At 68.2% G+C, this 19,510-nt stretch carries 20 protein-coding genes; 13 read left to right on the forward strand and 7 right to left on the reverse strand.

Annotation, left to right across the window (positions count from 1 at the left end; translation table 11 throughout):
* Positions 1–61: 61 nt before the first annotated feature.
* Positions 62–826, reverse strand: a complete 765-nt coding sequence (locus APY03_RS15745) for an SDR family NAD(P)-dependent oxidoreductase (protein WP_068678131.1) — start codon at positions 824–826, stop codon at positions 62–64.
* Between the two features lie 100 nt (positions 827–926).
* Here APY03_RS15745 and APY03_RS15750 point away from each other — a divergent pair, with 100 nt between their 5' ends.
* Positions 927–1,577 (forward strand): SOS response-associated peptidase family protein, encoded by a 651-nt coding sequence (locus APY03_RS15750; protein ID WP_068678132.1) that lies wholly within the window; start codon positions 927–929, stop codon positions 1,575–1,577.
* Here APY03_RS15750 and APY03_RS15755 read toward each other — a convergent pair whose 3' ends face one another.
* The gene (locus tag APY03_RS15755) at positions 1,578–2,300 is read right to left on the reverse strand and encodes a Crp/Fnr family transcriptional regulator (RefSeq protein WP_068678133.1); all 723 of its coding nucleotides are present in this window, start codon (positions 2,298–2,300) and stop codon (positions 1,578–1,580) included.
* Positions 2,301–2,385: 85 nt separating this feature from the next.
* Between APY03_RS15755 and APY03_RS15760 the strand changes: the two genes are divergently transcribed.
* From APY03_RS15760 to APY03_RS15790, 7 genes are all read left to right on the forward strand, one after another.
* A complete protein-coding gene (locus tag APY03_RS15760) occupies positions 2,386–4,344 on the forward strand; it encodes an AMP-dependent synthetase/ligase (protein WP_068678149.1) in 1,959 nt (652 codons plus the stop codon).
* Entirely contained in the window at positions 4,341–5,174 is an 834-nt protein-coding gene (locus tag APY03_RS15765) for an ABC transporter ATP-binding protein (RefSeq protein ID WP_068678134.1), read from the forward strand. Before APY03_RS15760 ends, APY03_RS15765 begins: the two co-directional genes overlap by 4 nt.
* The gene (locus tag APY03_RS15770; RefSeq protein ID WP_068678135.1) at positions 5,174–6,103 is read left to right on the forward strand and encodes a branched-chain amino acid ABC transporter permease; all 930 of its coding nucleotides are present in this window, start codon (positions 5,174–5,176) and stop codon (positions 6,101–6,103) included. Before APY03_RS15765 ends, APY03_RS15770 begins: the two co-directional genes overlap by 1 nt.
* A 2-nt stretch (positions 6,104–6,105) precedes the next feature.
* Positions 6,106–7,170 (forward strand): branched-chain amino acid ABC transporter permease, encoded by a 1,065-nt coding sequence (locus APY03_RS15775; protein WP_068678136.1) that lies wholly within the window; start codon positions 6,106–6,108, stop codon positions 7,168–7,170.
* Between the two features lie 40 nt (positions 7,171–7,210).
* A complete protein-coding gene (locus APY03_RS15780) occupies positions 7,211–8,527 on the forward strand; it encodes an ABC transporter substrate-binding protein (protein ID WP_068678137.1) in 1,317 nt (438 codons plus the stop codon).
* Between the two features lie 76 nt (positions 8,528–8,603).
* On the forward strand, positions 8,604–9,416 hold the full coding sequence (locus tag APY03_RS15785) for an ABC transporter ATP-binding protein (RefSeq protein ID WP_068678138.1): 813 nt from the start codon (positions 8,604–8,606) through the stop codon (positions 9,414–9,416).
* Positions 9,413–10,660: a phenylacetate--CoA ligase family protein gene (locus tag APY03_RS15790; RefSeq protein WP_068678139.1), complete on the forward strand. Its 1,248-nt coding sequence runs from the start codon at positions 9,413–9,415 to the stop codon at positions 10,658–10,660. Before APY03_RS15785 ends, APY03_RS15790 begins: the two co-directional genes overlap by 4 nt.
* A gap of 10 nt (positions 10,661–10,670) precedes the next feature.
* On the opposite strand, the gene APY03_RS15795 is transcribed toward APY03_RS15790, so the two are convergent.
* Positions 10,671–11,228, reverse strand: coding sequence for a type 1 glutamine amidotransferase domain-containing protein (locus APY03_RS15795; protein WP_068678140.1), 558 nt, complete (start codon positions 11,226–11,228; stop codon positions 10,671–10,673).
* 143 nt (positions 11,229–11,371) lie between these two features.
* Here APY03_RS15795 and APY03_RS15800 point away from each other — a divergent pair, with 143 nt between their 5' ends.
* The 3 genes from APY03_RS15800 (at position 11,372) to APY03_RS15810 (ending at position 15,043) form a co-directional block, all read left to right on the forward strand.
* Complete coding sequence (locus APY03_RS15800; RefSeq protein ID WP_068678141.1) at positions 11,372–12,709, forward strand: cytosine deaminase; 1,338 nt, start codon at positions 11,372–11,374, stop codon at positions 12,707–12,709.
* A 166-nt stretch (positions 12,710–12,875) separates the two neighbouring features.
* Complete coding sequence (locus tag APY03_RS41500; protein ID WP_068678142.1) at positions 12,876–13,943, forward strand: zinc ribbon domain-containing protein; 1,068 nt, start codon at positions 12,876–12,878, stop codon at positions 13,941–13,943.
* Positions 13,944–14,065: 122 nt separating this feature from the next.
* Positions 14,066–15,043 carry a tripartite tricarboxylate transporter substrate-binding protein gene (locus APY03_RS15810; RefSeq protein ID WP_068678143.1) on the forward strand — a complete coding sequence of 326 codons (978 nt, stop codon included), beginning with the start codon at positions 14,066–14,068 and terminating at the stop codon, positions 15,041–15,043.
* A 102-nt stretch (positions 15,044–15,145) separates the two neighbouring features.
* On the opposite strand, the gene APY03_RS42490 is transcribed toward APY03_RS15810, so the two are convergent.
* From APY03_RS42490 to APY03_RS15830, 4 genes are read right to left on the reverse strand one after another with little or no spacing between them, the layout of a single operon-like run.
* Positions 15,146–16,066, reverse strand: coding sequence for a hypothetical protein (locus tag APY03_RS42490; protein ID WP_162487096.1), 921 nt, complete (start codon positions 16,064–16,066; stop codon positions 15,146–15,148).
* Between the two features lie 21 nt (positions 16,067–16,087).
* On the reverse strand, positions 16,088–17,455 hold the full coding sequence (locus APY03_RS15820; protein ID WP_068678145.1) for a DUF5666 domain-containing protein: 1,368 nt from the start codon (positions 17,453–17,455) through the stop codon (positions 16,088–16,090).
* On the reverse strand, positions 17,452–18,285 hold the full coding sequence (locus APY03_RS15825) for a DUF6502 family protein (protein WP_068678146.1): 834 nt from the start codon (positions 18,283–18,285) through the stop codon (positions 17,452–17,454). Before APY03_RS15825 ends, APY03_RS15820 begins: the two co-directional genes overlap by 4 nt.
* Before the next feature lie 55 nt (positions 18,286–18,340).
* Positions 18,341–18,544: a hypothetical protein gene (locus APY03_RS15830; RefSeq protein ID WP_068678147.1), complete on the reverse strand. Its 204-nt coding sequence runs from the start codon at positions 18,542–18,544 to the stop codon at positions 18,341–18,343.
* Between the two features lie 163 nt (positions 18,545–18,707).
* On the opposite strand from APY03_RS15830, the gene APY03_RS41510 reads away from it, so the two are divergent.
* Both APY03_RS41510 and APY03_RS15835 read left to right on the forward strand, forming a co-directional pair.
* Positions 18,708–19,010, forward strand: coding sequence for a hypothetical protein (locus tag APY03_RS41510; protein ID WP_146039269.1), 303 nt, complete (start codon positions 18,708–18,710; stop codon positions 19,008–19,010).
* A 25-nt stretch (positions 19,011–19,035) separates the two neighbouring features.
* Complete coding sequence (locus tag APY03_RS15835) at positions 19,036–19,362, forward strand: hypothetical protein (protein WP_068678148.1); 327 nt, start codon at positions 19,036–19,038, stop codon at positions 19,360–19,362.
* The last annotated feature ends 148 nt before the right edge of the window (positions 19,363–19,510 follow it).

Consider the following 19,510-nt stretch of genomic DNA (forward strand, 5'->3'; position numbering starts at 1 on the left):
CAACACCAGCGGCCCGGCAAAGCCGGTTCCGCGGTGTTTCTGGAATGAGGCTCGCCCCGTCCTACGCGTCGCGGACGTCGGCGACAGGGTTGTCGCCGAAGTCCGGGCGAGCGAGGTAAGCGAGTACCTTTGCCGCCGCCGACTCCGGCGTATCCAACTGGCCCTGCGCCTTCAGACGCTCGAAGCGCGCGCGGTCGGGGAACATGTCTACCTCCGCCCCGCGCAGCTGCACCTGCATGTCGGTGTCGATCACGCCGGGGGCGAGCGAGACGATCTTCGCGCCGCCGCCCAGGGCCTCTTCCTCCAGCGCCACGGCGCGCGAGAAATGGTCCATGCCGGCCTTGGCCGCACAGTAGGGAGCCTGGCTGGCCATGGCGTTGCGGCCGAGGCCGGAGGAGATGTTGAGCACCTTGCGCTCGCCGCGCCAGCCGCGGGTGGCGGCAAGGAAGGCCGAGGTCAGCAGCAGCGGCGCTTCGAGGCCCACGCGCAGCGCCTGCGACAGTTCGGCCGCGACCGCCTGCGACAGGGGCATGATGCGGCCGACGGTGCCGGCGTTGTTGATGAGCGCAACGCCATCGAAGGCCTGCCCGTCCAGGCCCTGCAGCCAGGCCGCAAGCCGGGTGGCTGCCGGCACCGGGTCGGCCAGGTCCTGCTGCCATTGCTCGAGCTCGACGCCGGCTTTGCGGGCGCGGGCGGCGAGTGCATTGTCGGCGCGGCGGGAGATGCACAGCAGGCGTTGCCCGGGCCGGGCCAGCAGCTGCTCCGCCATGGCACGGCCGAGGCCGCGCGAGGCGCCGGTAATGATCGTGAGTTGTGGTGAATTCATGGATGATCTCGTGAAATGCGTCATCGACGGCGATATGCCGTGCAGCGTCCATCCTATCGGTGGATTGACGAAGCGCGGCGCGCCTTCTTAAAGTCAGCCAATGCCCATCCAGTACGAGCCCACGCGCGACGCGCGCCATTTCCGCGAGGGCTTCGGACTTTCAAGCCCCGCACAGCCGCCGGTGATCCGCCCCGGCGGGCAGGGCACCTTCATACGCCGCCCGCGGGGCGACCGCGAAGGCAGCGCCGTCACCGCGCGCTTCGAGGCGGCCGAGGGCCGCTGGGGCCTGATTCCCCTGTTCGCCAAGGAGCGCGAGTACCCCTTCACCTTCGAGGCCCGCGGCGAAACGGCCGCGAGCGAGCGCAATTTCTACCAGCCCTGGAAGCGCGGCCACCGCTGCGTGGTGCTGGCCGATGCGCTGTACCGCCGCGGCGACAGCGAAGGCTCGGTGGTGCGCGTCACGCGCGCCGACGGCCAGCCGCTGGCGCTGGCCGGCCTGTGGAACGGCTGGCGTGCGCCCGATGGCGAGTGCGTCGAAAGCTTCGCACTGCTGACGCTGCCCGCAGTGGAGCAGCCGGCCCAGCGGCGCGTCGTCTTCCTGCGCGAAGCCTGGCTCGACGACTGGCTGCATTGCCCCGTGGAAGAGACGGCCGCCTACCTGCGCCCCTATGCGCTCGACAAGCTGGTGCGCCGCACGATCGTGCACGATCCCTCCATTCCCCTGCCCGAGCGCGCGCCCGCGGCTTCCTGATCACCTCCCGCCCGCGCGCAAGGCCGCAAGGTCGAGCACGCGCACCCCTCCGTACTCGACGCGGATCGCACCCTTGGCCTGCAACGTCCGCAGCGCCTCGTTGACACGTTGGCGCGACAGCCCGATCAGGTAGGCCAGCTCCTGTTGCGTGATGCGCAGCAGTTCCCCCACGCCGGGAAAGAGCACGGGATTGAAGAGCGCCGCCAGGTTGCGCGCGACGCGCGCATCGGGGTTGTTGAGCCGGTCGGCCTCGCGCGCAGCAATGAACTGGCCGAGCCGCTCGTTGAGCTGGTTCATCACGAAGCGATTGAAGCCGATCGAATGGTCCAGCAGCCAGTGGAAGTCGTCCACCGGCAGGCCCGCCACCACGCTGCGGCGCAGCGCCTGGATGTTGTAGCGATAGGGCTCGCGCTTGAGCGCCGTGCCCTCGCCGAACCAGCCGCCGGGCGGCAGGCCGCTGTAGGTCATCGATGTGCCATCGGCGTTGTCGTTGCTCATCTTGAGCAACCCTTCGACGACGCCGAACCAGAAGGTGGGCGGACGGCCGATGCGGCAGACCAGGTCCCCGGACTCGGCATCGCCCACGACCACCGCGGCTTCCGCGCGGCGGCGCTCGGCGGGCGTGAGGGTATGAAGCCAAGGGATGTTCTGCAGCTCTTCGACCGTGGCCGGCCGCACGCGCTCACGCAGGGAAGAGGCGCGGTTCGAAGTGCCGCGGGTCATCGGGAAACTCCGGGGAGTAGTGTCCCTAGGATTGTCGTTGAAACGACAAGCTGGCGACAAGCGCGCGCTCTACAGTGCGCCCATCGTGCAAACCACCGCCAACACTTTTCCCCGCCTGTTGCTGGCCCATGCGCAGCGCCAGCCCGACGCGCCGGCCGTGCGCGAGAAGGACCTCGGCATCTGGCAGACCTGGAGCTGGTCTACCGTGGCTCGCGAAGTGCGCGAGATCGCCTGCGGGCTCGCCAGCCTCGGCTTCAAGCCGGGCGACAACCTGGCGATCGTCGGGGCCAACCGTCCGCACCTGTACATGGCGGTGCTGGCGGCGCAGAGCCTGCGCGGCGTGCCGGTGCCGCTCTACCAGGACGCGGTGGCGGGCGAGATGGTCTTCATGCTGGAGGACGCGGCGATCGATTTCGTGATCGCCGAGGACCAGGAGCAGGTCGACAAGCTGCTGGAATGCCGCGAGCTGATGGCGGCCCAGGGCAAGCAGGGCCTGCGCCACATCGTCTACGACGACCCACGCGGGCTGCGGCACTACGCACAGCCGGGGCTGCTCGGCTACGAGCGCTTGCGCGAGCTGGGCCGCGCCTTCGACAGCGCGCAGCCTGCCTTCTTCGAACAGAGCCTCAACGGCGTCGAGCCGGGCGATGTCGCGGTGATCCTCTACACCTCCGGCACCACCGGCCGGCCCAAGGGCGTGTGCCAGACGCATGCCAGCTTCATCGCGGCAGGCCGAGGCGGCGTCGAGACCGACAGGCTCGGCCCCGGCGACAACATCATGAGCTACCTGCCGATGGCCTGGGTCGGCGACCACCTGTTCTCGGTAGCGCAATGGATGGTGGGCGGCTTCACGCTCAACTGCCCCGAGTCCTCGGCCACGGTCATGAACGACATGCGCGAGATCGGGCCCAGCTACTACTTCGGCCCGCCGCGCACTTTCGAGGGACTGCTGACGGCGGTGTCGATCCGCATGGAGGACGCGGCGGCGCCCAAGCGCTGGCTCTACGCGAAGTTCATGGCGCTGGCGCAGCGCGTGGGCGCCGACATCCTGAACGGCGCGAAGGTGGGCCTGGGCGACCGGCTGCTCTACGGCCTTGGCGACCTGCTGGTCTACGGACCGCTGCGCAATGTGCTGGGCATGAGCCGCATCCGCGTGGCGTACACAGCGGGCGCGGCAATCGGGCCCGACCTGTTCCGCTTCTACCGCTCGATCGGCGTCAACCTCAAGCAGTTCTATGGCCAGACCGAGACCTGCGCCTACGTCTGCCTGCAGCAGGACGGCAAGGTCAAGCTGCAGACCGTGGGCAGCGCGGCGCCCGGCATCGAGCTGCGCATCGCGCCGGACGGCGAGGTGCTGGTGCGCGGCGTCTCGGTGCTGAAGGAGTACTACAAGCGGCCCGACGCCACGGCCGAGGTGCTCGATGCCGAGGGCTATTTCCACACCGGCGACGCAGGCGTGATCGACGCCGAGGGCCACCTGCGCATCATCGACCGCGCCAAGGATGTAGGCAAACTCTCGCGCGGCGCGATCTTCGCGCCCAACTACATCGAGAACAAGCTCAAGTTCTTCCCGCAGATCAAGGAAGCGGTGTGCTTCGGCAACGGGCGCGAGGAGGTCTGCGCCGCCATCAACATCGACTACGAGGCAGTGGGCAACTGGGCCGAGCGTCGCGGCCTCCCGTACGGCGGCTACGTGGACCTGGCCGGCAAGGCCGAGGTGCTGCAGCTGATCGCCGAATGCGTCGAGAAGGTGAATGCCGACCTGGCGAGCGAGGAAGGCATGGGCGAGACGCAGATCGCTCGCTTCCTGGTGCTGCACAAGGAGCTGGACCCTGACGACGACGAGCTCACCCGGACCCGCAAGGTGCGGCGCGGCTTCATCGCCGACAAGTACCGCGTGCTGGTCGATGCGCTCTACGGCGGCAAGACCGAGCAGTACATCGAGACGCAGGTCAAGTTCGAGGACGGGCGCACCGGCGTGGTGAACGCCACGCTGAAGATCGTCGAGGCCAAACGCTTCCCACCGTTGAAGGCCGCCGCATGAACGCGCAGAACATCGCCGAGGCCGCCGTGCTTGCCGGCGCCACCCAGGGCGGGCGGCGCATCGGCGAGGTCATCCTCGACGTGCAGAACATCTCGCTGTCCTTCGGCGGCGTGAAGGCGCTGACCGACATCAGCTTCGACGTGCGCGAGCACGAGGTGCGCGCCATCATCGGCCCAAACGGCGCGGGCAAGAGCTCCATGCTCAACTGCATCAACGGCGTCTACCAGCCGCAGCAGGGGTCCATCACCTTCCGCGGCCGGACCTTCCATCACATGAACTCTCGCCAAGTGGCCGAGATGGGCGTGGCGCGCACCTTCCAGAACCTGGCGCTGTTCAAGGGCATGAGCGTGCTCGACAACATCATGACGGGCCGCAACCTCAAGATGAAGAGCGGCCTGCTGGCGCAGGCGCTGCGCTGGGGCCCGGCCGAGCGCGAGGAGATCGCGCACCGCGAGTTCGTCGAGCGCATCATCGACTTCCTCGAGATCCAGCCGCACCGCAAGACACCGGTGGGGCGCCTGCCCTACGGGCTGCAAAAGCGCGTCGACCTCGGCCGCGCGCTGGCAATGGAGCCGCAGGTGCTGCTGCTGGACGAGCCGATGGCCGGCATGAACGTGGAAGAGAAGCAGGACATGAGCCGCTTCATCCTCGACGTGAACGACGAGTTCGGCACCACCATCGTGCTGATCGAGCACGACATGGGCGTAGTGATGGACATCTCGGACCGCGTGGTGGTGCTCGACTACGGCAAGAAGATCGGCGACGGCACGCCGGACGACGTGCGCAACAACGAGGACGTGATCCGGGCTTACCTCGGAACGGAACACTGATGGGCTTTTTCCTCGAAACCCTGTTCGGCGGCCTGATGGTCGGCATGCTGTATTCGCTGATCGCGATCGGCTTCGTGCTGATCTACAAGGCCTCCGGCGTCTTCAACTTCGCGCAGGGCGCGATGGTGCTGTTCGCCGCGCTGGCGATGGCGCGCTTCGCGGAATGGTTCCCACGCTGGCTGGGCTTCGAGAGCCAGGTGCTTGCGAACCTGCTGGCCTTCGTCGCCGCGATGGCGGTGATGATCGTGGTGGCGTGGCTGATCGAGCGGCTCGCGCTCAGCAGGCTGGTCAACCAGGAGGGCATCACGCTGCTGATGGCCACGCTGGGCATCGCCTACTTCCTCGACGGCCTGGGCCAGACCCTGTTCGGCAACGACATCTACAAGATCGATGTCGGCATGCCCAAGGAACCCCTGATGGTGCTCGAGGGTACTTTCCAGGGCGGCCTGCTGCTGAGCCAGGAAGACCTGATCGCCGCAGGCGTCGCTGCCGCGCTGGTGGCGGTGCTGGCGCTCTTCTTCCAGAAGACCGCCACCGGCCGCGCCCTGCGCGCGGTGGCCGACGACCACCAGGCCGCGCAGTCCATCGGCATTCCGCTCAACCGCATCTGGGTCATCGTGTGGTCGGTGGCCGGCTTCGCGGCGCTGGTGGCCGGGATCATCTGGGGCTCGAAGCTGGGGGTGCAGTTCTCGCTCTCGCTGGTGGCGCTGAAGGCGCTGCCGGTGGTGATCCTCGGTGGCCTGACCTCCGTGCCGGGCGCGATCATCGGCGGGCTGCTCATCGGCGTGGGCGAGAAGCTCTCGGAGATCTACCTGGGGCCGATGCTGGGCGGCGGCATCGAGATCTGGTTCGCGTATGTGCTGGCGCTCGTGTTTCTGCTGGTGCGCCCGCAAGGCCTCTTCGGCGAAAAGATCATCGATCGGGTCTGAACATGCTTTACAGAGAAAACGGCCAGTTCAAGTCCAGCTACCGCGCCGACCAGCAGGTCTTCCCGATCCTGCAGGACCGGGTCTTCATGCTGGCGCTGCTGGCCGTCGCCTTCGCGGTGGTGCCGCTGGTCGCGTCGGAGTACTTCTTCCGCGCGATCCTGATCCCATTCCTGATCCTCTCGCTGGCGGCGCTGGGCCTCAACATCCTGGTGGGCTATTGCGGCCAGATCTCGCTGGGCACAGGCGCCTTCATGGCGGTGGGCGCCTACGCGGCCTACAACTTCCATGTGCGCATCGATGGCATGCCGCTCATCGCCTCGCTGCTGCTGGGCGGGCTGTGCGCCACCGTCGTGGGCGTGCTCTTCGGTGTTCCCAGCCTGCGCATCAAGGGGCTCTACCTGGCGGTTGCGACCCTGGCCGCGCAGTTCTTTCTCGACTGGGCCTTCCTGCGCATCAACTGGCTGACCAACAACTCGGCCTCGGGCTCGGTCAGCGTTGCGGGGCTCAACGTGTTCGGGCTGCCGGTCGAGACCGCGGTGCAGAAGTACCTGCTGTGCCTCACGCTGCTGGTGCTGTTCGCGGTGCTGGCCAAGAACCTGGTGCGCAGCGCCATCGGGCGTGAGTGGATGGCGATACGCGACATGGACGTGGCCGCGGCGGTGATCGGCATCCGCCCGGTGTACGCCAAGCTGACGGCCTTCGCGGTGAGCTCCTTCATCGTCGGCGTGGCCGGTGCGCTGTGGGGCTTCGTTCACCTGAGCACCTGGGAGCCCGCGGCCTTCAACATCGACCGGTCCTTCCAGCTGCTCTTCATGGTGATCATCGGCGGCCTGGGCTCGATCATGGGCAGCTTCTTCGGCGCGGCCTTCATCGTGCTGCTGCCGATCGTGCTCAACCAGATCCCGGGCTGGTTCGGCGTGTCGATGTCGACCGCGCTGGCCTCGCACCTCGAGTTCATGATTTTCGGCGCTCTGATCGTGTTCTTCCTGATCGTGGAGCCGCACGGGCTCGCGCGGCTGTGGTCCACGGCCAAGGAAAAGCTGCGCCTCTGGCCCTTCCCTCATTGATTTCAACCACCATCAACGAGCCTTTCCAAAGGAGACAACCATGAAGCTGAAGTCACTCGCACTCGCTGTTGCCGCGATCTCGGCGCTGGCGGGAACGGCCCCCGCGTTCGCGCAAGCCAAGGAGCAGTTCTTCCCGCTGCTGGTCTACCGCACCGGCCCCTACGCCCCGAACGGCACGCCCTGGGCCAACGGAAAGCAGGACTACATCAAGCTCGTCAACGCGACCGGCGGCATCAACGGCGTGAAGATCAGCTACGAGGAATGTGAAACCGGCTACGCCACCGACAAAGGCGTGGAGTGCTATGAGCGCCTCAAGGACAAGGGCGCCACGCTGATCGACCCGCAGGCCACCGGCATCACCTTCGCGCTCACGGACAAGGCCCCGGTCGACAAGATCCCGCTCATCACGCTGGGCTACGGCCTGTCGGCGTCGCAGGACGGCAGCGTGTTCAAGTGGAACTTCCCGCTGATGGGCAGCTACTGGACCGCGGCCGACATCCTGATCCAGCACATCGCGAAGAAGGAAGGCGGCCCCGACAAGCTCAAGGGCAAGAAGATCACGCTGGTCTACCACGACTCGCCGTTCGGCAAGGAGCCGATTCCGCTGCTGCAGGAACGCGCGAAGATGAATGGCTTCGAGCTCTCGCTGATCCCCGTGGCCGCGCCTGGCATCGAGCAGAAGTCGGCCTGGCTGCAGGTGCGCCAGCAGCGGCCCGACTACGTGCTGCTGTGGGGCTGGGGCGTGATGAACTCGACCGCCCTCAAGGAAGCGGTGGCCACCGGCTACCCGCGCGAGAAGATGTACGGCGTGTGGTGGGCCGGCGCCGAACCCGACGTGAAGGACGTGGGCGCCTCGGCCAAGGGCTACAACGCGCTGGCGCTCAACACCTCGGGCACGCAGCCCAAGGTGATCCAGGACATCCTGAAGACCGTGCATGACAAGGGCCAGGGAACAGGCCCGCGCGACGAGGTCGGCTCGGTGCTCTACACGCGCGGCCTGATCATCCAGATGCTGGGCGTGGAAGCGGTGCGCCGCGCGCAGGAGCGCTTCGGCAAGGGCAAGGTCATGACCGGCGAGCAGGTGCGCTGGGGCCTGGAGAACCTCGCGCTCGACCAGAAGAAGCTCGACGCGCTCGGCTTCTCGGGCGTGCTGCGGCCGATCAGCACCTCCTGCCAGGACCACATGGGCTCGACCTGGGCGCGCGTCCATACCTGGGACGGCAGCAAGTGGGGCGGCATGAGCGACTGGTACCAGGCGGATGAGCAGATCATCAAGCCGATGGTCAAGGCCGCGGGCGACAAGTACGCCACGGAGAAGAAGCTGCCGAAGCGCGAAGCTTCCGATTGCGCTGCATGACGGACGGGCGGCTCCGCCGGAGCCGCCATTCCCAAGCGCGGCAGGTGCTGCGCTTGGGAATGACCGAGACCACTCCATGAGTCAAGCCAACACCCTCCTCGACGTCAATGGCATCGAGGTCATCTACAACCACGTGATCCTGGTGCTCAAGGGCGTCTCGCTGAAGGTCCCGGAAGGCGGGATCGTGGCGCTGCTCGGCGGCAACGGCGCGGGCAAGACCACTACGCTGCGCGCCGTGTCCAACCTGCTGGCGGGCGAGCGCGGGGCAGTGACCAAGGGCACGATCGAGCTGCGCGGCGAGCGCATCGAGGCGCTGTCGCCGGCGGTGCTGGTCAAGCGCGGCCTGATCCAGGTGATGGAGGGCCGCCACTGCTTCGCCCACCTCACCATCGAGGACAACCTGATGACCGGCGCCTACACCCGAACGGACGGCAAGGCCGCGGTGGCGCAGACGCTGGAGAAGGTCTATGCCTACTTCCCGCGCCTGAAGACCCGGCGCGGCTCGCAGGCCGCGTACACCTCGGGCGGCGAGCAGCAGATGTGCGCCATCGGACGCGCGCTGATGGCCAACCCGAGCATGGTGCTGCTCGACGAGCCCTCGATGGGCCTGGCGCCGCAGATCGTGGACGAGGTCTTCGGCATCGTGAAGGACCTGAACCAGAAGGAGCACGTGACCTTCCTGCTGGCCGAGCAGAACACCAACATGGCGCTGCGCTATGCCGACTACGGCTACATCCTGGAGAACGGCCGCATCGTGATGGACGGCGAGGCGAAGAGCCTGCGCGAAAACGAGGACGTCAAGGAGTTCTACCTGGGCGTCGGCGGCGCGGACCGCAAGAGCTTCCGCGACGTCAAGAGCTACAAGCGCCGCAAGAGGTGGTTGGCATGACGGACTTCTACGACAAGCTGGAGGTGCGCGACCCGGCGGAGCGCGAGCAGGACCTCCTCGCGGCACTGCCGAAGCAGATCGCCCAGGCCCAGACCGCCGCGCCCGCCTTCGCGAAGATCCTCGACGGCGTGAAGCCCGGCGACATCGCCAGCCGCGAGGCGCTGGCCCGCCTGCCCGTCACGCGCAAGTCCGAGCTGCTGGAGCGGCAGAAGGCCGGGCGCGCGCACGATCCTTTTGGCGGCTTCTCGGCCATCCGCTTCGGGCCGCGCATGCTGCGCGTGTTTGCCAGCCCCGGGACCATCTACGAGCCGGAAGGCGAGGCGCGCGACTACTGGCGCACGGCCCGCGCGCTGCATGCCGCCGGCTTTCGCGGCGGCGAGCTGGTGCACAACGCCTTCAGCTACCACATGACGCCCGCCGGCGCGATCATGGAGAGCGGAGCGCGCGCCCTGGGCTGCACGGTGTTCGCCGCCGGCACCGGGCAGACCGAGCAGCAGGTGGACGCGATCGCCGAGCTCAAGCCTGCGGGCTATGCCGGCACGCCGAGCTTCCTGAAGATCGTGCTGGAGAAGGCGGCGGAGCGCGCCATCGCGCTGCCTTCGCTGACCAAGGCCCTCGTCTCGGGCGAGGCGTTCCCGCCCAGCCTGCGCGACTGGATCGCCGAGCGCGGCGTAGCCGGCACGCAGTGCTACGCGACGGCCGACCTGGGCCTGATCGCCTATGAGACCGCCGCGCGCGAAGGCCTAGTGCTCGATGAGGGCGTGATTGTCGAGATCGTGCGCCCCGGCACCGGCGACCCGGTGCCCGAGGGCGAGGTAGGCGAGATCGTGGTCACCACGCTGAACCCCGACTACCCGCTGATCCGCTTCGGCACCGGCGACCTCTCGGCCGTGCTGCCGGGTGCCTGCCCGACCGGGCGCACCAACACCCGCATCAAGGGCTGGCTCGGCCGGGCCGACCAGACCACCAAGGTGCGCGGCATGTTCGTGCATCCGGGCCAGGTGGCGGAAATCGCGCGGCGCTTTCCGGAGGTGCGGCGCGCGCGGCTGGTGGTCGAGGGCGAGATGGGCGACGACCGCATGACGCTGCGGCTCGAATGCGCCTCCGAGCCCGAGGGCCTGGCCGGGCGCGTGGCCGAGGCGGTTCGCGACGTCACCAAGCTGCGCGGCGAGGTCGAGTTGATGGAGCCGGGCAGCCTGCCCAACGACGGCAAGGTGATCGAGGACGCGCGCAGCTACCGGTAGCGAGGCGTCTTCACGCGTGCGCGTGCACGCCGGCAAAGGTCTCGAGCATCACCCGGTTGAAGGCCGGCAGATCGGCGGGTTTGCGGCTCGTGATCAGCGGGCCGTCCGCGACCACCTCCAGATCGACCCACTTCGCACCGGCATTCTTCAGGTCCGTGCGCAGCGACGGCCAGGAGGTCATCGTGCGGCCCTTGACTGCGTCCGCCTCGATCAGTGTCCACGGGCCATGGCAGATCGCGGCGATCGGCTTGCCGGCCTTGACGAAGTCCCTCACGAACGCCACGGCCTGCTCCTCGATGCGCAAAGCGTCGGGGCTCATGACGCCGCCTGGCAGCACCAGGGCATCGTATTCGTGGGCGGCGGCCTGCTGAAGCGGCACATCGACATCGAAGCGGTCGGCCGGCGTGTGGTGCTTCCAGCCCCGCACACCGCCTTTCGCAGGCGATATCAGGCTGGTGTCCGCACCTGCGGCATCCAGCACACGACGCGGCTCGGTCATCTCGGATTGCTCGAAGCCGTCCGTCACGAGGATGGCAACCTTCATGCCCTCAAGCTGGCGTTTGATCATGGGAAAGTCCTTTCAATGGAGCTTTCACGCTAGGCCGCCGCCAGCGCGGCCGGATCGGCGTGCATCGGCTCACCATGTCGGACAAATCGCCCTGTCAGGGCATGGACCTTGCATCGATCCGCACCCCTCTACGATTCGCTGCCATGACCCACGCCTTCTTCCAGCCTCCCGCAACCTCCCGCTACGCACTGCGCAAGCTGAGCGCGCCGCGCTGCCTGCTGCCCGATGATCTTGCGGGCAGCGGCCCAGACCCCGAGCTCGTGGCCATCGACCTGCTGGTGGACCAGGGCCGGGTCGCCACCATCGAGCCGGCCGGAACGCTGCCCGCAGAGCTCGGCCCCGACCTCGATGCCTCGATGGTGCTGCCGGGCCTGCTCGACTGCCATACCCACCTGGACAAGGGCCACATCTGGCCGCGCCAGGCCAATCCCACCGGCGACGGCGCGGGCGCCTCGATGGCCACGCAACGCGACCGCCAGGCCCGCTGGCATGCGGAGGACGTGCGCCGGCGCATGGAATTCGGCCTGGCGACTGCGTATGCGAAGGGCGTGGTTGCGATTCGCACGCATCTCGATTCGCTGGCGCCGCAGGCCACGATTTCCTTTACGGTCTTCCGCGAAGTGCGCGAACGCTGGGCCGGGCGCATCGCGCTGCAGGCGTCCTCGATCGCGCCGCTCGACATTTTTCTTGCGGACGAAGGCCGGCAGCTCGCCGACATCGTGGCGGAGAGCGGCGGGCGGCTCGGCTGCGTGACGCGCTCGACGCGCCATCCCGGCGACCCGATGCCGCCGGACCTGGACGATGCGCTGGCGCGCGTGTTCCAGCTCGCGGCCGAACGCGGGCTGGATCTCGACCTGCATGTGGATGAATCGACCGATCCGCGCGCTCGCGCGCTGATCCGCGTCGCCCGCACCGCGGTCGCGCAGGACTTCAGGGGCCGCATCCTCTGCGGCCACTGCACCGCGCTGGCCCTGCAGACCGACGAGTTCATCGAAGAGACGATCGCGGCCTGCAAGGACGCGGGCATCGATATCGTGAGCCTGCCCACCGTCAACATGTACCTGCAGGACCGCAGCCCCGCAGGGCGCACGCCGCGCTGGCGCGGCGTGACGGTGCTGCACGAGATGAAGGCGCGCGGCCTGCGGGTCGCGGTGGCCGGCGACAACTGCCGCGACCCCTTCTACGCCTACGGCGACCATGACATGCTGGATACGTTTACCCAGGCCGTGAAGATCCTTCACCTGGACCACCCGCTGTCCGACTGGATCCGCGCCGCCAGCCAGACGCCGGCGGCAATCATGGGGCTGGACCTCGGCGTGCTGAAACCCGGCATGGCCGCCGACCTGCTGGTGCTCAAGGCGCGCAATTATTCGGAGATGCTCTCGCGGGCGCAGTTCGACCGCACCGTGCTGCGCGCCGGTCGTGCAATCGACACCGCGCTGCCGGATTACCGACTGCTGGACGACCTGATGCACGCATAAGCCGCACGATGCGCAGCGAAAGGCGCAGGTGAAGGCACCCCGATGAAGCCGCGGCGCTGGCCCTGGCTAGCGTCGGCCTCTGAACCATTGTGTAGGAGATGGCCGACAGACAGGCGCGGGTTCACGTGGACAGTGGATCACTTCTGTTTCACGGAGGAATTCGTCCATGCCCGTCGTTTGTACGGCTTGCGGGAGCAATAACCGGGAGAACGCAAAGTTCTGCATCGGCTGCGCACGCCGCCTGCCCGGCTTCGTACCCACGGGACCCTCGGCCCTGGAGGCCATCAACAATGCGCAGCCGCCGCGTGCGCCTGTCCGCACGCCCCGCCGCGCCTGGCGGCGCGATGATCCGCTGACGCTGCTGCCTGCGGAAACGGCGGGCTTCTGGCTGCGCCTCGCCTTGCTGGGCCTGGCGATGGGGATTGGCTTCATCGGCTGGTATCTCTACGTCACCCGCCAATTGACTCAGCCGGCCTTCCTGGACCCGATCACCGCAGCGCTGGCGGTAGAAGACCGGAAGCCACCAGCGGACGAATCGGTCGCGCTCGCGGCACCGAGCGCATCCACGGCCCCGGCGCCTGCGCCGGCGGGGACGGCCGCCCCGACAGCACCCGCCGTGCCGCCCAAGGCATCCGGGCAGGCGCAGGCTCCCGCGCCTGCCCGCGCAGCGCAGCCCGAAGCCGCCCCGCAGGCCTCCACGAAGGCACAGCCGCCAGCTGCGAAGACAGAACCGGTGCTCGCAAAGTCGGAGCCGGCGGCCGCGGCTGCATATCGAGCGCCATCGGTTGCGCCGGCTGATCGCCATCGCGACAGCGCGCAGAGCTGGCCACGGCGCAGCCGCGCCCCGGCCTGGGCCGACGACGAGCCTCCGACCGTGCCGCTCGCCATCGTGCCTGCGACTGTTTCGCCCAGTCCCGCGCGCGCGCCGGCCTGGTCCCGCGACGACCCCGGCCCGCCCATCGCGCCCGGCCCTGGACCCGTGTTCAGTGCGACCCGCTCGCCATCGTGGAACCGTGGCGACGGGGGCCCGCCGGTCGTCCCGGGGCCGGGACCGGTGGTCACGCCCTCCAGGAGTTCTTCGCCGGTCGTGGCCAGTGATGGAGGTCCGCCGATCGTGCCCGGTCCGGGTCCCGTTTTCAGTCCGGTGCGCACGCCGACGTGGGCGGCCAATGATCCGGGCCCCCCGATTGCGATCGGCCCCGGGCCGGTCTACAACCGCACCAGGGAGCCGTAGGCGGAGGCAGGCCGCGCACAAGAAATCGTGCAGCGTTCCTAAGGGCATTCCGGGGTGGGGCGTCCGGCGGGGCGGCGATAAGATCGCGGCCCTTGAACTTGGTTTGAACACGGAGAGAGACCATGAAGAAACTGCTCGCCCTCACGGCGATCGCCGCCGTTGCCATGGGCGTTCACGCCCAGGATTTCCCGGGCAGCAAGCCCATCAGCATCGTGGTCCCGTTCGCCGCGGGTGGACCGACCGACCGGGTGGCGCGCGACTTGGCCGAGGCGCTGCGCAAGCCGATGGGCGGCACCAGCATCGTGGTCGAGAACGTGCCGGGCGCAGGCAGCTCGATCGGTGCCGCCAAGGTCGCGCGCGCCGCGCCTGACGGCCACACGCTGCTGCTGAACCACATCGGCATGGCCACCGTCCCGACCCTGGTGCGCAACGTGCCCTTCAAGGTCGAGACCGACTTCGAATACCTGGGCATCGTCAACGACGTGCCCATGACCCTCATCGCCAAGCCCACGATGAAGGCCAACAACTACAAGGAGCTGACCGCCTGGCTCGCGGAGAACAAGGGCAAGATCAACCTCGGCAACGCGGGCGTGGGCTCGGCCTCGCACCTGTGCGGCCTGCTGTTCCAGAGCGCGACCAAGACCGAGATGACGCCGGTGCCCTACAAAGGCACCGCGCCCGCCATCACCGACCTGATCGGCGGGCAGATCGACCTGTTGTGCGACCAGACCACCAACACCTCGCCGCAGATCGAGGCCAAGAAGGTCAAGGCCTATGCCGTGACCACCTCGAAGCGCCTGAGCACGCCGTTGCTCAAGGACCTGCCCACGCTGCAGGAGTCGGGGCTCAAGGACTTCGAGATCACGATCTGGCACGGCCTTTACGCGCCCAAGGGCACGCCGGCGGCCGTCACGAAGAAGATCAACGACGCGCTCAAGGTGGCACTGAAGGACCCGGACTTCATCAAGAAGCAGGAAGGCCTGGGCGCCGTCGTCACCAGCGACAAGCGCGTCGATCCGGCCGAGCACAAGAAGTTCGTCGCCGCCGAGATCGCCAAGTGGAGCCCGATCATCAAGGCGGCGGGGGTCTACGCCGACTGATATGCCACGCTGGCCGGCGCGCGATCGTGTCGCGCGCTCGGCCGGCGCCTTCCCGTTGGGCCGTTTTCGGCAGCCAGCGGGTCATCTGCAGGGCGCAGGTCTTCAGGCCGCCTGCACGGCGGCGAGCCAAAGCTGGGCGCCCTGCTGCGGCGTCGACGTCCACGTCACGTTGTAAGTACCGGCCGCATCGACCTGCCGGACGGCCACGGCGCACTGGACCAAGGCGCCGGCAGCCAATACCGAGTCGATCACGGTGAAGCCGCTGTCGGGCACGGCGGTCTTGTCCAGGTCGACGCCCGCATCGCCCCACCACCATGCGACGAGCAGCGCGGGGCCGCTGGTGGTGACGCTGGCGCTGGTCAAGGGCTGGCCTGACAGTACTTCGCGCCATTGCACATCGCGCACGAGGCCGCCGTTGATGACCTCAACAGCAGTCAGGGTCGTTTCGTCAGTGACCTTGGGCTTCTCGGCGGTGACCACGTGGCCATCCCTGCCCAGGGCCTGCGCGCAGGCATAAAGGCCCGTCCCCGAGCTCGGCCAGAGGGTGTAGGTGTGCGGCACGTCGAACTGCACGAAGGCATTTCCCGCGTTGTCCGTCGGCACGGAGGCGGCAAGCAGGCCTCGCCCCACACAGACCAACAGGGTGCTTCCGCTCGCGCGCGTGGAGATGGGGGACGTGGACAGCGATGGGGACGACACGCCGTCACGATTGAAGCTGAGCACGTGGGCACCGAGGGCCGGAGCCGATGAAGGGGGTGCGGGTGCAGGTGGGGGTGCGGGCGGAGGTGCAGGTGCAGGCGTCGGCCCGGGCGGCGCTGGTGCGGGAGGGGGTGCCGCGCCGGGAGCAGGCGCGGCGAGGGCAAGTGCTGCGCCGCCGCCGCCGCCGCCGCCGCCGCCGCAAGACGTGAGCGCCGCACTCCCCGCTGCGACGCCGACCGTCGCAAATGCCCACAGGCGATTCAACAGGACACGGCGCTCGTTCGGCAGCGCTGGTACTGGTACTGCACCGTCGGACTCATTCATGTCGAGGGTCCGTTATCAGGCTCACTCGAAACTGACGCGCGTCGCGAGAAGCACTCCGTTCACCACCCGTTCCCCCTGGATGTTGACGCTGACCCCATTGCCCAGGTTGGCCGCCGTGCCGTTGACGAACACCACCCCGGGGCCGCTGGCATCGATGGGCTGGCCTCTCACGCGGAAACTCGCGGCCGAGCTGAAGTTGCCGACGGTGCCGATGAGGGTGAACGAAGCGGGTCCGCCGGTGCCAGGTACGTGGCGGATCTTGAGCTTGGTGGCCTGGAGCACGCCATTGGCGATGGTGCCGCCCACTTCCACCTTGACGCCGTTGCCGACCGCGCCGGCAGGCCCGCCGGTGACCTGCGCCGACGCCGCGTTCACCGGGATATTGAGCACGCGCAGCGAACCGAGTCCGGCGTAGTCGGTGACGATGCCCGCGAGCTGGACCGGCGTGGCATTCGCCCTCGGCACCGGATACCACCACTGGACCTGGGTGGCGGACAGCCGGCCCGGCAGCGCAATGGCTCCGCGCACGCGCACCAGGGTGCCATTGGCCAGCGGGGCGCCGTCCAGGCTGCCGGACAGCACCGCGGTGCCGTAGTCCACGGTGAAGGTGCCGATCGTGAAGGTACGGCGGGCAGGATCCAGGTTCTGCACCGTGCCCGTCAGGACCGGCGCGGAAGGGCCGCGCTGCTCCACACGCGTGGCCCGCAGGACGCCAGGCGCGCCCGGCAAGCCCCACACCTGCAGGGTGCTGCCGGGCAGGATGGCGGCCAGGCCGGAGGAATCGGCCCATACGGTCGCATCGTCCGTGGTCACGGTCGTGCCCAGGATGACGAAGCTGCCTTGTGCAAGATCGACCGAGGACAAGGTTCCGCGCAGATCCGCTGCGGAATCGACCCGGCGGGCGACACCGCTTGTGAAGTCGGCGCTGAAAGGCCCCGTGACCTTCGCGCTCATGCCCAATTGCAGGGCGGATGCATCCTCGACATTCAGGACGGCTGTGTCGGTGTTGTAGCGCACGCCGTTGACGATGATGCTGCCCACCCCGTCGACCCCGCCGACGCCCGACGCATCGGCGGTGCTGACGCCGGTGCCGCCGGAGCCCACGCCCGAGCCGTCGTCGCCCGAGGATGCCGTCGAGGTGCCGCCACCGCCTGTCGAATCGCCGCCGGTGCCTGCGGAACCGCCGCCGGACGCGCTGCCGCCCTGGCCATCAGCCGCGCCGCCGACCGGGCTGCCGCTCCCGTAGCCCAGGCCCGACCCGGTGACCGAGCCCGTGCCTCCAGTGCCGACGAGCGCAGCGCTGCCGCCACCACTGCCACCACCGCCGCACGAGAGCAGCAGCGCGGTCGACAGCGCCACCAGGGCAGCGCGCAGGAAGGCATTCGTCATGCGTCTTTTCCGTTCGAACGTTTCGCGGGAGTCACCGGGCGATTTTGTGCCACATCTGCGGCGTCCTCATAGTAGGTGTAGATCCCGACCCGTATGCGGCCCGAGGCCGTGCTGTCCGCGGCCTCGAACGCACGCGTCATCTCGCCGGTCAGTTCGTGGTGCAGTGCGTTCCAGCGTTGCCGCGCGAGCTGGTGGATCCGCTCGCAATCCTCGACCGCGATGCCGGTGGCGAACACCGCGCGCTCGAGCATGGGGGGCGCCGCGCCCAAGGTGTTGCCCACGCTCGCCAGGAGGTGGTCCCGCGCGTTGTCGCCCAGGAAGGCGAGCATGCCCTTGAGGTCCTTCGACGGCACGAAGCCGGCGGCGTTGAGCGCGACGCGGCCCGCCTCCTCGGTCGCCAGGTTCAGGCGCACCAGCTCATCGAGGATGGTGCGGTGGTGCACGTTCCCACGGCTGGCATGCCGGGCCACGGCCTCGAAGGAGGGTGCGCCTCCCTCGGCCACAAGGGGCAGAGACAGCAGGGCCGGGTCGTCGGTGGACATCTGCAGCCACAAGGTGAGCGTCTTGGCCGCCGCCGACATCTCGGTGTGCGGCAGCGGTTCCTCGGCCTCGCGTACCTTCGCCGTCACCGCCTTGCGGTTCAATCCGGTGGTCACCGAAAGCTGGCTGAGGTTTGGCTCGACGCCCTTGTCGAGCCAAGCCCGCCGAGCCTCGTCGATGAGAAGTTCGCGCAGCATCAACTCCAGATGGGCGTGCTTCAGCCCCAGGGCCAATGCGAGCCGGACGATCGGACGCATGACGCGTGCGCAAGCCTGCAGTGCCCAGCCCATCGGACCGTCGCCGCCCGGCGCGCCCGCTTCGACGGGCGCGGCGCCATCGCCTGGGTCAGGCCTGGCGCTTTTCGATCCAATGCGTTTGGTCGCCATAAAGTGTGTTGCCCAAGGCCACGGCCTTGTCGAGCCGGTCCCGATTGCGCGGTGTGTCCGGAACCCACAAGCCGCCGCCGTAAGGGCGAGGTTCCTCCTGGATGACTTTGTCGGACCAGCGCAGCCGGATCTCGAACAGGGCGCGCAACGTCTTGCGGGACACGATGCTCCTTGATGCAGAAGATGGCGGCACTAACGCCCCGTTACCAAGTTGACAGTGACATGCGTAACCGTCTTACAAAACTGTGCGCACGACTATAAGACAAGAGCACTATTGATGTGAAGTTTTCACATCACCCGAAACAGCCGATTTGCCAAAGGTAGAAATGTCAAAGCCTGTCACACACAAGAAGAGCTCCGCGGCGTGGCGCAGCAGCCGATCGATCGGCGCGGCGCGCTACGCGAGGTCGTCGTCGCGCAGCTGGCGGGAGCCGCGCGAGAAGAAGGCACGCGGCGCCTGGATTGCCGCGATGCGCGTGAGGAAGGCCATGCAGGCGCGCATCGTCGAAGCCTTCGGTACCTACGTCAACGGGTCCGGGCCTGGCCCCACGGACGAGGACCTTCTGACCTTCGCAAGACTGGCGATCGCAGAACAACGGCTGGCGCGCCGCCTGCGCCAGTCGCCTTGAATCCATCTGTCGCGAGGAGAGCACCATGACCGCAGTCGCCGTTGCCAATTCGTCGTCTCCATCTGACGTTGCGTTCGGAAACCTGATCGATCTGGCCATGCTTCGATCGGGCGCGGTATCTGTGGAAGTCTGCGAGGCCTGCAACACCATCAACCTCGGCGCCGCGCGACTCTGCAAGGGCTGCTCGCACAAGCTGCCGGCGTTCTATGGCGCAGCACCCGCCGGCGAGCCAACGGCCCCTCCCGGCGGATGGGGCGCCACACGGCGGAAGGGTTGGACCTGGGATCTTGCGGCCTTCTGGCTCGTCATCAATTCGCTGGCCAGCGCAACCGCGCTCGGCACCATCTGGTAGCGCCCCGCCTCAGGCCGCTGCCATGCGAGAAACAGTCAAAGCCACCCCGCTGATGCCCGGCACCAGCGAGGCATCGGTCCATTCGCCGTCGTTCGATCGTGCGGCCGACCCGGCCGCCAATGAACCGTTGCCGAAGAACGGCTCCCCC

The sequence above is a fragment of the Variovorax sp. WDL1 genome (assembly GCF_001541225.1).
Taxonomy (GTDB): Bacteria; Pseudomonadota; Gammaproteobacteria; order Burkholderiales; family Burkholderiaceae_C; genus Variovorax.

Bases quoted from the DNA above. Each gene is read 5' to 3' on its own strand.
- APY03_RS15745 (WP_068678131.1), bottom strand. From the start codon at position 826: ATGAATTCACCACAACTCACGATCATTACCGGCGCCTCGCGCGGCCTC.
- APY03_RS15750 (WP_068678132.1), top strand. From the start codon at position 927: ATGCCCATCCAGTACGAGCCCACGCGCGACGCGCGCCATTTCCGCGAG.
- APY03_RS15755 (WP_068678133.1), bottom strand. From the start codon at position 2,300: ATGACCCGCGGCACTTCGAACCGCGCCTCTTCCCTGCGTGAGCGCGTG.
- APY03_RS15765 (WP_068678134.1), top strand. From the start codon at position 4,341: ATGAACGCGCAGAACATCGCCGAGGCCGCCGTGCTTGCCGGCGCCACC.
- APY03_RS15770 (WP_068678135.1), top strand. From the start codon at position 5,174: ATGGGCTTTTTCCTCGAAACCCTGTTCGGCGGCCTGATGGTCGGCATG.
- APY03_RS15775 (WP_068678136.1), top strand. From the start codon at position 6,106: ATGCTTTACAGAGAAAACGGCCAGTTCAAGTCCAGCTACCGCGCCGAC.
- APY03_RS15780 (WP_068678137.1), top strand. From the start codon at position 7,211: ATGAAGCTGAAGTCACTCGCACTCGCTGTTGCCGCGATCTCGGCGCTG.
- APY03_RS15785 (WP_068678138.1), top strand. From the start codon at position 8,604: ATGAGTCAAGCCAACACCCTCCTCGACGTCAATGGCATCGAGGTCATC.
- APY03_RS15790 (WP_068678139.1), top strand. From the start codon at position 9,413: ATGACGGACTTCTACGACAAGCTGGAGGTGCGCGACCCGGCGGAGCGC.
- APY03_RS15795 (WP_068678140.1), bottom strand. From the start codon at position 11,228: ATGATCAAACGCCAGCTTGAGGGCATGAAGGTTGCCATCCTCGTGACG.
- APY03_RS15800 (WP_068678141.1), top strand. From the start codon at position 11,372: ATGACCCACGCCTTCTTCCAGCCTCCCGCAACCTCCCGCTACGCACTG.
- APY03_RS41500 (WP_068678142.1), top strand. From the start codon at position 12,876: ATGCCCGTCGTTTGTACGGCTTGCGGGAGCAATAACCGGGAGAACGCA.
- APY03_RS15810 (WP_068678143.1), top strand. From the start codon at position 14,066: ATGAAGAAACTGCTCGCCCTCACGGCGATCGCCGCCGTTGCCATGGGC.
- APY03_RS42490 (WP_162487096.1), bottom strand. From the start codon at position 16,066: ATGAATGAGTCCGACGGTGCAGTACCAGTACCAGCGCTGCCGAACGAG.
- APY03_RS15820 (WP_068678145.1), bottom strand. From the start codon at position 17,455: ATGACGAATGCCTTCCTGCGCGCTGCCCTGGTGGCGCTGTCGACCGCG.
- APY03_RS15825 (WP_068678146.1), bottom strand. From the start codon at position 18,285: ATGGGCTGGGCACTGCAGGCTTGCGCACGCGTCATGCGTCCGATCGTC.
- APY03_RS41510 (WP_146039269.1), top strand. From the start codon at position 18,708: ATGTCAAAGCCTGTCACACACAAGAAGAGCTCCGCGGCGTGGCGCAGC.
- APY03_RS15835 (WP_068678148.1), top strand. From the start codon at position 19,036: ATGACCGCAGTCGCCGTTGCCAATTCGTCGTCTCCATCTGACGTTGCG.